General features: G+C 36.5%; 6 protein-coding genes. 5 read left to right on the top strand and 1 reads right to left on the bottom strand.

The window, feature by feature from the left end; genetic code table 11:
- Positions 1 to 160: 160 nt before the first annotated feature.
- Complete coding sequence (locus ACJVDK_RS11350) at positions 161 to 1,495, top strand: M60 family metallopeptidase (RefSeq protein ID WP_443936783.1); 1,335 nt, start codon at positions 161 to 163, stop codon at positions 1,493 to 1,495.
- 132 nt (positions 1,496 to 1,627) lie between these two features.
- Here the strand turns inward: ACJVDK_RS11350 and ACJVDK_RS11345 are convergent, their stop codons facing one another.
- Complete coding sequence (locus ACJVDK_RS11345; protein ID WP_443936782.1) at positions 1,628 to 5,701, bottom strand: hybrid sensor histidine kinase/response regulator transcription factor; 4,074 nt, start codon at positions 5,699 to 5,701, stop codon at positions 1,628 to 1,630.
- 317 nt (positions 5,702 to 6,018) lie between these two features.
- On the opposite strand from ACJVDK_RS11345, the gene ACJVDK_RS11340 reads away from it, so the two are divergent.
- From ACJVDK_RS11340 to ACJVDK_RS11325, 4 genes are read left to right on the top strand one after another with little or no spacing between them, the layout of a single operon-like run.
- On the top strand, positions 6,019 to 6,489 hold the full coding sequence (locus ACJVDK_RS11340) for a CHRD domain-containing protein (protein ID WP_443936781.1): 471 nt from the start codon (positions 6,019 to 6,021) through the stop codon (positions 6,487 to 6,489).
- Positions 6,490 to 6,511: 22 nt separating this feature from the next.
- Positions 6,512 to 9,343 carry a SusC/RagA family TonB-linked outer membrane protein gene (locus ACJVDK_RS11335; protein WP_443936780.1) on the top strand — a complete coding sequence of 944 codons (2,832 nt, stop codon included), beginning with the start codon at positions 6,512 to 6,514 and terminating at the stop codon, positions 9,341 to 9,343.
- Between the two features lie 11 nt (positions 9,344 to 9,354).
- Positions 9,355 to 11,106, top strand: a complete 1,752-nt coding sequence (locus ACJVDK_RS11330; protein WP_443936779.1) for a RagB/SusD family nutrient uptake outer membrane protein — start codon at positions 9,355 to 9,357, stop codon at positions 11,104 to 11,106.
- 18 nt (positions 11,107 to 11,124) lie between these two features.
- Entirely contained in the window at positions 11,125 to 14,247 is a 3,123-nt protein-coding gene (locus tag ACJVDK_RS11325) for a SusC/RagA family TonB-linked outer membrane protein (RefSeq protein WP_443936778.1), read from the top strand.
- Positions 14,248 to 14,259: the final 12 nt, after the last annotated feature.

Here is a 14,259-nt window from a genome sequence, read left to right as displayed (position 1 = left end):
CAATTACACCTCAGTTAAGTAACCCGAATTAATTGTATTAAAAAATTTAAATTTTCTTTTGTTTTAGTTGAGTGTACTTTACGCACTCGCTTAAATTAAAGAAGTTAATTTCTAAAAGATAGTATCGTTAAAAAAAACGATTCTAATAAGCACTATAATTATGAAAAGAAACTATCAAACCATTATACTTAGTTTATTCGTTATTACCACTTTATTTGCATGTAAAAAATACTCAAGTGTTCTGGTAGAGCCCAAGTCTATCTCAGAAATAGTTGCACCTGCAACTCAAACGTATACGGAAGGTGTTGGTAGCCAAGCGGTTGCGAATCGTTTAGGCCAGGCTAATCACAATGAAATGTTGGTTACAGGCTATTATGTGGCACCCAACGATTCCATGTACGTTACCGTTACGCAGATAAGTGGTAATCGTTTACCCCAACTCGCTTTAGGTACACCATTTAGAGATAATGTTAGGCCAGTACGTAAATATTATACACTACAACCGGGCTTAAATAAACTAAAAGCGGACGGGTATGGGGGAATCATGTGGGTAAAATATAACAGCAGTGCCACTCCTGCTGCTTCGGCTAGTATAAGTTTTGGTATGGGATTTAATCCTCTACCATGTTTTAGGAAAGATATCACCACTCAAGCAGAATGGGCAACCATGTTAGATACCTTAGATAATGTGCCAGATGCGATGATTATTACAGACCATGCGGTTGTAATTGCACGTAGAGAAGATGCTATAACCTACCAAGCAGAAGATCAACAATCAATTTGTACAAAAATAGATGATATCATTAATGCTGAAGATGCTTTCAGCGGTATTGATAATTCGAGTGATTTACATGCTCAAAGTCCGTATAAATATCTTATCACAGTGAAGGAACCTGCAAATTCAGGCGATTATATGGCTGCGGGAATTGGAATTTTTTATGTGCGTCCCTTAACCTATCGTATTCTTCAAAATGAACACCTTGGTGGGATTTACGGATGGGGATTATGGCATGAAATAGGACATATTCATCAACAGGGCGTTTGGAAATGGAGTGGGCTGGGCGAAGTAACCGTAAATCTATATTCATTAGCTGCCGAGCGCCATTTTGGGGTCACTCCATCGCGACTAAACCGTGATGGAATATGGACCTCGGTAGATAACTATCTAGCTTTACCTCAGGCAAACCGTAATTTTAATGGTACCATTACAAACGCAAATGGTGTTAGATTGGGTATGTTTTATCAACTCTGGATGCAATATGGTGATAGCTTTTATATCGCTTTATCTAAACAAACACGTGTAGAAAAGCCAACAGTTCCAACCGATGCGGATAAAATGCGTTATTTTATGTTGAAGGCATGTACCGTGAGTGGAAATAATTTAACCGATTTCTTTCAAAAATGGGGTCTGCCTGTTGCGCAATCGGTATACGATGAAATTGCTGCACTTGGGTTACCTGCACCAACAAACGATTTAACAACATTACGAGATTAAAATAGCTATTTAGCACTTCAGAATTATCTGGAGTGCTTTTATTTTACTCAATTTACATGGTTAAAGTACATTTACTTTGGTTCGATATCAACTTTAAGGTTGATGGGTTTCTCAAATCCTAAAATATACTTCTTATTTCCTATTCATACTATAACTTTTTGGTGTTTGACCATACTGTTTCTTAAACTCTCGACTAAAATATTTAGGGTCGTTAAAGCCCACTAAAAAGGCAATTTCAGAAACGGAATGCACTTGTTCTTGTAATAATTTAAGTGCTTTTTTTAGTTTCACGGTTTTTATAAAATCATTAACTGAGAGGTCAGTAAGTGCTCTAATCTTTTTATAAAGAACCGGCTGGCTGATACCAATTTCTTTTGCTAACTCGGGTACACCAAAAAAATCGTCTGAGATTTTATTCTCTATTAAGTTGGTAATTTTTAAAATAAAATTTTGATCAACTTCGCTTAAAGAGCTTTCAACTGGTTCTATACCGGTACTTTCTTTAAACTTTTTACGCGTGATTTTTCGAGATTGAATTAGATTATTAACATTTAACGAAAGTAATTCCAAACTAAAAGGTTTGGTAATATAACTATCAGCACCAGTGCTTAAACCACTTACTTTTTGCTCATGCGATGATTTTGCTGTTAACAGAATAAAAGGAATATGAGCAGTACGCTCATCAGTTTTAATTTTTTTGCAAAGTTCGAGACCGTTCATTATAGGCATCATTATATCGCATATAATTAAATCAGGTAGCTGTTCAACGGCCATTTCCCATCCTGTTAAGCCATTGTCGCAAGTAATTACACTATAATTTGTGCTAATTAAACTATCTAAAAGCTGTCTTATTTCTAAATTATCTTCTACGATTAGAATAGTTTCATTTTGTTTGGCGTTTTGAGTATTTGAAGCGGTAATATTTGGGGTACTTATTGGAGGAAGATACAGGTTTTTAACGTAAGATGAATCAACAACGAAGTTCTCTTTTGTTAAATTGCTTGTTTTCTCCGATAAAACTACTGTAAAGCACGTTTCTCCTTTATTCTCTCTTGTTTCAGGTATGCTTTCCAATAAAATTTCGCCGCCATGTGCTTGTACAATGCTCCGCGATAAAGCTAAGCCAATTCCAGAACCTATGTGTTGTGAACTTGGCATATCTACTTGAAAAAAGTCTCTGAAAAGCTCTGCCTGAGCACTTTTGGGTATGCCAACTCCGTTATCTAAAACCATAATTTTTATTTTTTGGTTTTCTTTTTTTATCTGAAGGGTTATTTTGCCATCGTTTTTGGTAAACTTAAAGGCATTTGATAATAAATTGAAAAATACCTTTTCCATTTGCCATTTGTCGAAACTAATTATTTCCTCCGTAGTGTCTGAGCGAAATTCGTAGTTAATTCCTCTGCTTTCGGCTAAATGTTTAAAAGAATTGAAAATCTCTTTCAAGAAAAATACAATGTCTTGGTTTATTAAATTAAGTTTTAGATTGCCTGTTTCTGTTTTTCTAAACTCCATCAATTCATTTACTAAGCGGAGTAATCTATCGGCATTATTTTTAATGGAAATAACCTGCTCGTTTATTTCAGGTGTTTTGCTTGAATTTTTTATGAGCCGTTCTAAAGAACCAAATATTAAGGTTAAAGGAGTTCTAATTTCGTGCGAAACATTTGTAAAAAAACTGAGCTTCATTTGTTGTACTTCTTCTGTCTTTTTTAGTAAAGCTTTGAGAAAGAAGTAGCGGACAATTAGAAATAGAATGAAACAGAAGATGGCAAGGTAAAGAGAGTATGCCCACCAAGTTGCCCACAAGGGTGGCTTAATGGTGATTTTTTTCGAAATGAAATGTAAACCGGGTATACCGTCGTTATTAAAAGCTTTAACAAGGAAAGTATAAGTGCCCCATGGTAAATTGCTGTAACTTGCTTGCGAAGCATTTGTGTAATTCCAGTTTCGATCAAATCCTTCTAATTTATATGCGTATTTGTTTTTATCGGATTTTACATAGTTAAGCAAAGCAAAGTCGATCGTAAAATGATTTTGGTTATAGTTGAAGTTAATTTGCTTTACCGAGTGTATATTTTCAGCTAAAAGGTTGTCTGGGCCATTTACATTCACCTGTTTGTTAAATAAGTGTAAGCCCGAAAACACCAATGGCGAGGTAAATTTATTGATTTGAATATCTTCAGGATAAAATGAGGTTAGACCTTTAATTCCTCCCAGAAAAATTTGGCCGGAAGAATCTTTAAAAAAAGAGCGGCCGTTAAATTCATTTCCTGCTAACCCATCGCTTTTAGTGTAGTTTCTAAACTGTTGTGTTTTTAAATTTAGCTCTGATAATCCGTTAGTGGTGCTTATCCATAAATTTTGATGTTTATCTTCAACAATACCTACCACATTGTTATTGATAAGCCCATCTTTCTGTAAATAGGTTTTAAAAGTTTGTTTTAATAAGTTGTATATGCTTATCCCTTGTCGTGTTCCAATCAGAATGAAACCATTTTCGCTTTCTGTTATGCAATTAATATAATCAGAATATAATTTATTGGGGTTGTTTTGACCTTTTTTATAGCTAGCAAAAACTTTTGTGTCTAAATTATATTTAAAAAGACCTCCATTCGTTCCTATCCAGAGGTTATTTTTCGTGTCGGAATAAAGAGAAAGTACTTGTTTGTTTTTTAAATATTTATCTAAAAAACTTCGTTTTGTTTGCTGTAGATATTTTCCATTTTTCTTTTCGAGGTAGGATAGCCCATTAAGATTGCCAATCCAGAGCCTTCCGTTTTTGTCGAAGCTTAATGCTAATACTTCTGAAAAATTCTTTTTTCCACTTGAATTAATGTTAATAATATGGTCAAATTGTTTTGTTAAGGCCGAAAAGTAGTTCAGCCCTCCTCCATTTGTTCCAATAAATAAATTATCGCTACCATTTGGCTCTTTGCAAATAACCTTAATAATGTTCGAGCTAATGCTTGTCGGGCTGGCTGGGTCGTTAGTATAACTTTGAAAAGTTTGATTTTTTTTGTTGAAATAATTTAAACCACCTCCTTCAGTACCTATCCACAGATTTTTATTTTTATCTTCAATAATTGAGCTTATTACGCTACTACGAATACTTGTCTGGGATTTGCTTTCTCGATAAACTTTAAAGGTAGAGCTAAGAGGATGCGAAATATTTACGCCTCCAAAATAGGTTCCAATCCAGATGTTTTGATCGCGATCTTGAAAAATATGATGAATGGAATTGAAACTTAAAGACTTTTCGTTTTCAGGATCGTTTTGGTAGTTTGTGAAAAAGAGTGTTTTTGTATTTAGAATACTTAGTCCTGCTTGCGTACCGATCCAAAAAGTACCTTTTTTATCAAAGAAAAGTTCTCGTATATCATTATGAATAAGTGAGTTTGATTTATGGTTGTGATGAAATGTTTTAAAAGTTTTTTTGGAAGGAGTGTATCTTGCTAAACCATTGGCGCTTCCAATCCATAAATCGCCATTTTTTTCTTGAGCGATTGCAGAGATATTTTCAGAAATTTCTTTTGGTAGCGAAATTTTTTGTTTTTGATAGGTGTTGCCTTTTTTCATTAAGCAATATAGGCCTGTCCAAGTACCAACCCAAATGGTGTTTTTGTAGCTGTAGATGGCAAATACATTATTTGCAGCTGAATTACCTAATGAATAATGAAGAGGTTTTGTATAATTTTCTTTTTCAGAATAAATAAAAATGCCCATCCGAGTGCCAACCCAAATGTTATTTTCAGCATCCATTTGGATGGTTTCTACAAGGACTTTCGGGAATTTATTTGGTTGGATAAAGACATCATTTTTCTTGTCGTATTGGCATAAACCGTTTGTTGTTCCAATCCAGATAGTGCCTCTAGCATCGGTTGCAATTGTCGTAATCTCTCCTGCAATAATAGTTTTTAGGTTTTTTGGGTCACTTTTATATACTTTAAACGTATTCCCGTCATAGCGGTTTAAGCCATCGCGAGTACCCAGCCAAATAAATCCAATGCTGTCTTGTGCAACTGCCATTACCGAGTTTTGCGACAAGCCATTTTCAACGGTTAGATTATTAAAGCTAATTGGATTTTGTGCCTTTAAAGAAAAAGCAAAAAGAAGCAAAAATAGATGGAGGATGTATTTATAAAAATTGGTAAAATATAAATAAAACCTAGGCACTTTTATTTTTTGATATTTAGATTTAAACATTGGATAAGGACAACTCTATTTCTGCAAATTAGCGAATATTATCCACATCGCTGCCGATTTTTCTACCTTTTTTATAGAATATTCACCGTTTTTTTCACCAATTAAGTCTCAGATTTGATAGTACTAAATCAACCGAACGCTTTATAAGTAACTGAGAGTTTTCTGTAACAGGAACTTCATCACAACAGTAAACTCAAATAATTGAACTAACCAACCTACGTAAATGAAGTAAAAACTAACAACCAAACCAATCAACCATTTAGTCAGCATAGACTCTAAAAGCAAATCAACTCAACCGAAACCACTAACTAAATTGTATGAAAATTAAAATTCTCAGTAGAGGCTTTATGCTTCTCTGCATTTTTATTATGTCCGTTCATTCGTCTTGTAAGAAGGATGTTTATACATCGGACATTTTTATCGCCAAGCAATGGAAAGTAGACCTATCTGCGTCGAGTGTTGTGCCGGCAATCACTGGCCGAACCGATCACGCCGTGGCTATGGTGTATCTCATGAGTAACAATGAGCTACACTATGATATTTATTTTGATATAGCCCTTCAAAATAATGATTCACCAGGAAAAGGCCAGCTTTTTCTGGGCGATTTAGGACAACTAGGAACGCTTTTTTTGGATCTACAAACACCTGCTTTTAATAGCGAAAGAGAGTGTAAAGGAAGTGTAAAGCTAGATGAAGGTTCTGTTGCGAAACTAATGACCGACAAAATTTATTTGCAGGTAAGTTCTACGCAGCAACCCAATGGCCTTGTTAGAGGAAAGCTCAATTAATAAATCATCTAAATTCTTAATCATGAATAAAATAATTACGATTAAAATTAAGGAAATATTTTGTCTGAAATTATGGTTTAGTATGTTACTAGCTCTGGTAGCGCCACGAATTGTAAACGCACAAGATAGTCATGACTCACTAGTGATTGATTCAGTAGCCGTTAAATTTCCTATACAGCAACGACACGTTAATTTATGGTTCCGAACACTATCCAAACTTAGAAATGTTGCTGGAAGCACCACACTTTATAGCGAAGATTTAAATACCACGCCCGTTTCAGATTTGACCAATGCGTTGGCAGGAAGGGTTACGGGTTTATATTCAACCAGAAGCTCTGGTCAAACAGGGCCATTGTACGATGCTTCTTCGTTAACTTTACGTGGCAATACACCCTTAATTGTGGTAGATGGTGTTATCCGTGATTTTACCAGTTTCAATCTCGATGATATTAAGAGCGTAACTATATTAAAGGATGCAGTGGCAACCAGCATGTATGGTTTACGCTCGTCGGGTGGGGTAATTTATGTTACTACCAAAGATAAATCCTTAGATAAGCCTTTTGAACTGGGTTTTTCGGCCCAATATGGTGTGCAGCAACAGCTTCAACGTCCAAATTTTTTAAGCGGAGCCGATTACGCTAGTTTATATAACGAGGCCCAATTAAATACATTTCCGAATGCTACTCCAACGTATAGCACCGCTTTAATCGACGCTTACCGAAATGGAACGAATGATCCATATTTACAACCCACAAATGACTGGTATAATTCGGTATATAAAGATAATGCAGCTCAACAAAGGTATTCGATATATGCTGCAGGTAATCAGAAAAATTACCGATACTATACCTCCGTAGAACATTTTGCTCAAGATGGTAATTTTTTGACAAGTGCCGATAACCCATACGAAACTAATAATTATTACAAACGCTATAATTTTAGAACAAATGCGCAGATAGACTTTAGCGAGGATATCCAATTGGGCTTAAATATTTTTGCATCTATTGAAAAAAATGGTGAGCCTGGAGCCACCGCGGGTGTCATCATGAATCGTATCTACCAAACAAATCCTTTGGCATATCCTGCTTATAATGCCGATGGAAGTTTAGGTGGAACAACCCAATATACAACCAACATATTAGGAAGTACCTTAAATTCTGGATACAATACGCAAAATCAGCGCTCAGTAAATGCCGATGTAAGTTTGAAATTCAAATTGGATGATTGGGTTAAGGGTTTATGGGTACAAGGACTCTTGTCTATCAATAACTATTATCTGCAATCAATAGAAAATAGTAAAACGTTTGCAGTTTATTATCCGGTAACCAATAGTACAGGAACCACCTATACAAAAATAGGAAGCGATGGATCTATCATTGCCAATAGCGGAAATCCTACTTTAGGTACGCAATCAAAGCAAACCTTTGCTAATGGGCTTTTAGGATACGACGCTACGTTTGGAAAAAGTAAGCTGAATGTTCTAGGAACCTTTAACTTAACCAATTTAATAGATTCTTATACCCAATTAAACAGAATTTATAAAAACGCAGGATTAACAGCCAGTTATGCATACGATAATAAGTATTTAGCAGATATTGGTTTGGTTTATAGTAGCTATAACCGCTATCCACCAGGAGAGCGCTGGGGTTTCTTACCTTCTATAGGTTTAGGCTGGATTGCATCTAACGAAGATTGGTTCAATAACGATGTCATCAGCTTATTAAAGTTCAGAACTACTATAGGAAAAACTGCTTTGGCAAATACAGGATATTATACATATTTGCAGAATTATTCAATTTCAACCACAGGATATAACTTTGGCGCAACTCCAACTCCAGTTAGTGGTAGTATCGAAGGAACGCTAGCTAATCCGGATGTTACTTGGGAAAAAGCATTAAAGTTAGATGTGGGAGCTGAAATTGGATTTTTTAAAAATAAACTTCAGGCAGAATTTGTGTATTATACGAATAAATACACCGATCAATTAATTAGTCCAAACAATGGATATGCCTCTGGAATAATTGGTCAAGCCTACCCAAGTGTGAATGCTGGAAGTAACCGGTACAGTGGTTTTGAATCGAACCTTTCGTTTAATAATACAATTGGTAACCTAAGCTATTTTATTAAAGGTAATTTCACTTTTGCGAAAAATAAAGTTCTTTCGTTACAAGAGGGGAATTATCCATATGACTGGATGTATAGAAGTGGCCAAGCGATAGGCAATTTTGGCTATGAGGCCATAGGGTTTTATCAGCAAGGTGAGAATTTTAACACCATAGCAACTATTCCGGGATATACTCCGCAGGCAGGCGATATTAAATACCGCGACTTAAATGGCGATGGTATTATTAACTTCTTAGACCAAAAATTAATCAACGATAAACCTTTATATCTTTTTGGTTTAAATCTGGGTTTTGCTTATAAAAATTTCGATTTCTCGATGTTAATAGAAGGTCGTTTACCACGACTAATCTATTATAACCCTGCACAAATGTTGGCATTTAGCAACAGTTATGGTTATGTACTGGATTATACCACAGAAAATCGTTGGACTCCAGAAAATAATATAAATGCAACCTTGCCACGATTAACATTGGGCAACAATGTGAACAATAGCCAGGCGTCTACCTTTTGGTACAAAAGGGCCGATTACATCCGCTTGAAAAATGCAGAGATAGGTTACACATTTCCTGTTAAATTCTTAAGCAAGAACAAGATAAACAAACTGCGGGTGTTTATGAACGGATATAACTTACTAACATGGACCAAGTTAGATTATATGGATCCAGAAACAGGATTGTCTGGATTTGTAAATAGTCGTGTAATTAACGGAGGTGTTTCATTAAAACTATAAGGCTAATTCGAATGAAAACTACAAAAATTATAACCATCATAGCTGCAGTATACATGGTTTCTGCAGTATTGGGTTGCTCAAAAATGATTGAAGATCGCCCTCTTGAGAATGCAACAATTGATATGGTTTTTGACCCCGCCGATTCATTAGGTGTACATGCCGAAAACTTTTTAAATAATACTTATTCAAGTTTGCCAAATGGATTTAATAGGATAGGAAGCAATATGTTAGATGCCGGAAGCGATGATGCCCTTCCCAATTCAACCGCAGACGCGATTCAATTTTATTCGAATGGAGCATTTAATCAAGTTAATTTACCAGACAATACATGGGATGCCAACTATGCCGGTATTAGAAAAGTAAATACTTTCCTAGCAAACGTAGAGGTGGTTCCCTTTAAAACACCAGGTTTAAAAACTCGATACAAAGCAGAGGCACGTGGATTAAGAGCAATCTTCTATTTTGAGTTGTTGAAAAGATGGGGAGGGATTCCTTTAATTGGAGATAAAGTATACAATTTAGGTGATGACATTGCATTACCACGCAACACGTATCAAGAATGTGTAAATTATATCTTGACAGAGATTGATGCCGTTATGCCCAATTTACTATCGCCCAACACTACAAGTGGATATACCACGATCTATTTTGGACGAATTAACAGAGGTGTAATGATGGCCTTGAGATCGCGCTTGTTATTGTACGCCGCAAGCCCTTTATACAATACTACAAACGATGTAAGTAAGTGGACGGCAGCAGCAGCAGCAGCTAAAGGAGTGATGGATAGTGTAGCAGCTGGTAAGTTTGTGTATGCTTTGTCAACCTCTACGGCAACGGCGCATTATAACACTACAAACATGGCTGGCTTAGCACCTACCGGCACAACTTTAACCAATTACGTTGCCGGTGTAAATAGATTTCTAAATGTATTTTCAACCAGATACAATGCAGAAATTATTCTGCCTTATTTGCGCGCTACAACAACAGATGTTGAATCGCTGAATGAGCCTGTAGGATATACGCGTGCGGGTGATGGTAAAACGAATCCTACTCAGGAGCTAGTAAACGAGTTTGAAACCTTTACCGGTAGAATGATTTCAGAGTCTGGATCAGGCTATTCACTAACAGCACCATATTACAATCGCGATCCACGCCTAGCGGGAACGGTTTCTTTTAACGGATTATACTGGTTAACACGAAATGTACAAACCTATGATGGGGGAAGAGACAGGCCATTAGGATTTGGAAGAACAAATTCAGGTGAAACACGTACCGGATACTATTTGAGGAAATTTATGACAGGAACAACAAGCGAAAGTAGTTATACTGCTCAGAATCATAATTTTCCAATCTTCCGCTATGCCGAAATATTATTGAATTATGCCGAAGCTCAAAATGAAGCTGTAGGTCCTGATGCAACTGTATATACCGCTATAAATGCCATTCGAGCTCGTGTAAACATGCCAGCTTTACCGACGGGTTTAACACAAACCCAAATGAGAGCACGCATTCGACACGAGAGAAGGGTTGAAATGGCATTTGAAGAGCAGCGTTTTTGGGATATCCGTCGGTGGAAAATCGCAGAAACTGTCTTGAATGGAAGTTTACATGGAATTCAAGGGACGTTGAACGGAACAACTGTAACCTATCAAGAAGTTACCGTAGCTCCAACTAAGTTTGAAGCCTCAAAAATGTATCTGTATCCTATTCCTTTTGATGAAACAGCATCAAATAAGAATATGACGCAAAACCCAAATTGGTAGACCAATAATTTTAAGCGCATGAAAAAGATAATTCAGTATATTATTCTCATAGCTACTTGCTTAACTCAGGTGGTATATGCTCAAAATAAAACCGTTACGGGGACAATAGGTGATAAGGCCGGCCCGATACCTGGCGTAAGTGTTTACGAGAAAGGTATGACAGCAAACGGTGCAACAACCAACGAAGACGGAAAGTTTACGTTGAAGTTAAGAGGTACCTCAAACGTTTTAATCGTTAAAATGGTTGGTTACCTTACAAAAGAAGTAAATGTTGCCAATGGTAGCTCATTTAACATTAAAATTGAAGACGATACAAAAGGCTTAGAAGACGTAATTGTAACAGGTTTCAGTGAGAAGAAAAATCAAATGACGAATACCAGTGCAGTAAGTTCACTCTCAGGGGATGTTATCAGACAAAGCCCAACAGCGAGTGTACAAAACGCTTTGGCCGGAAGGTTGCCAGGCTTTTTCTCGCAGCAACGTAGCGGACAACCAGGAGCCGACGGTGCTGCGTTTCAAATACGGGGCGTAAGTACCTACCAAGGATCAAACACTCCATTGATTATTATTGATGATATCGAAGTGACAGCAGATCAAATTAACATGATTGATCAAAATGAAATTGAAACACTTACGATATTAAAAGATGCTTCTACAACTGCCGTTTATGGCGTTAGAGGAGCGAATGGTGTTGTGATAATTACCACCCGAAGAGGAAAAGCAGGTAAGCCACAATTAAATTTCAGACAAGAAACAGGGGTGACAAAATCTGCTGTAAACTTTGAAACAAATGATGCATTTACAACGCTTTCATTATTAAAAGAATGGACGGTTGAACAATATTTAGATCCAGTAAGCCAATATCCTAAATTTTTCGCAGGAAACAATTTAGAACATTACCGATTGCAAGACGATCCATACAAATATCCGTATGTAAATTGGTGGGATGAGATTACAAAAGATTATAGCATGCAAAATCGTACAAACTTTGATATTAGTGGAGGTTCAGAAAAAGCAAAGTATTTTGTGTCTTTGGGCTATTTGAATCAAGGAGGGATGTATAAAGATTTTACAGATGGAGAAGGATACAATGGTAATTATCAGTACGACCGATATAACTTTCGTTCAAATGTAGATCTTACCCCAACTCCTACATTGAAAATTAGATTTGACCTATCGGGAAGATTTGGGGTAACCAATTCTCCGAACGATGCCCCTGCAAATAATGGTGGACGTACCCTGCAATATTTATGGAACGGACAATTATCAGCCTTTGGGTATCCTGCATACAACGCCGATGGTAGTTATGGAGGCTCAACTTCAGGCTCAACTAAAATCAATCCAATAGCAAACTTACGTTGGTCAGGTTATAACCGCGATTATTCAAATAACATTGGATTTGTAAGTCAGGTAGATCAAAAGTTAAATTTCATTACCGAAGGCCTTGCCGCCAATGTTTTGGTTTCATATGCCAGTGACTATGATTTTAGAAGGTCATTGACACGAAATTCGAACGAAATGCCAACGTATTATTGGGATGATAACACTCAAAGTTATCTGCCTGTAGTGAACAACCTATATCGCTTAGGAAAGCTAAATCGTGCCGGTTCTTATCAAGGGTCAAATAGCTTGTTAAACATTCAAGCTAGATTAAACTATACTAGAAGTTTTGGTAACCATAATGTAAGCGCCTTTGCTTTGTTAAACCAAACAACTACTGCAACCCAAACTGCAACCGTAGCGAACGACCCTTATAACGTGCGCGGTATTGTGGGGTCTTTAAGCTATAACTATAAGCAACGTTATGTAATTGACTTTAAAGGTTCATACAACGGTTCAGATAAATTTCAATCAAGTAAAAAATACCAGCTATTCCCTGCTGTAAGTGTTGCCTATAACATAAGTGAAGAGCCATTTTTTAAGAACAATTTACCTTTTATAAGCAATTTAAAATTCCGTGGTTCGTATGGTCAAGTAGGAAATGATGGAATTGGATCTTCGGTTTATTCATATGAAAAAACATATGTTCCGGGAAGTGGGAAAGGTTATGTTTTCGGAGAAACCGGAAATACGGCGCAGGCTGGAATTATTGAACCTACCTTATCAAACACAGAAGTAACCTGGGAAACTCAAGAAGATGCAAACATTGGGATGGATTTACGCATGTTCAAAGGGAAACTTAGTTTTACAATGGATTTTTATAAGAAGAGAAGGAAAGATATATTAACACAAAGAGCTTCGGTAGCCTCGGCATTTGGAGCTTCTCTACCCTTTGTTAATCTAGGGATTGTAGATAATAAAGGCTATGAGTTGGAATTGAACTACCGTGATAATGCATTAAAAAATCAAATTTCATATTTTGTAAATGCACAGATAAGTCATTCCGAAAATAAGGTAGTTTTTAGAGACGAAGGTGCCGTTCGTTTTCCATGGTTAGGGAATACAGGCAAACCTGTTGGAGCTTTATTTGCTTATCAAGATGCAGGTTTGTACCAGTCATTAGCCGACGTATACAACAGTCCGCGTTTAACAAATGCCAATCCATTATCAAATTTAAATATTGGAGGTGTAAAACTGGTGGATTTGAATGGAGATGGTGTGGTTGATCAATACGATATGGGGTATATTGGTACAAATCAACCAGAATACATTGCAGGTTTAAGCTTTGGCTTTTCGTATAAGGGCTTTGATATAAGCACCTTGTTTCAAGGATCTTTTAAGTATTTTATTTCAATCAATAGAGGGATCATCAGTTACAGTCGTCCTGAAAATCAATCTATCCCATATAACTTAGGACGATGGACACCAATTACTTCTACGGATGCTACTTTTCCTGTGCTGTCCGGAAGTGGGTCTCAAAACGGTGCTTTTTCTACCTATTGGTTAAAAAAGGGAGACTATGTAAGATGGAAAAATGTGGAGATAGGGTATCGTTTTCCCTCCTCTTTCTCAAAGAAATTACATCTTAATAATTTGAGAGTATATGCAAATGCTTATAACCTTGGCTTGGTTTACAATGCTTTGCCTGTATCTATCGATCCTGAATCAGCAACAGGAACCGCTTCAACCACAAATATTGGGGACGTAAACGAATATCCGCAACAAGCTATTTTTAATTTTGGTTTAACTTTTGGCTTATAAGAACTAAAGCTA

The sequence above is a fragment of the Pedobacter paludisoli genome, assembly GCF_052344095.1.
Classification (GTDB): Bacteria; Bacteroidota; Bacteroidia; order Sphingobacteriales; family Sphingobacteriaceae; genus Pedobacter.
Note: the sequence above shows the minus strand (reverse complement) of the source record. Positions and strands in the feature narration are given on the sequence as shown.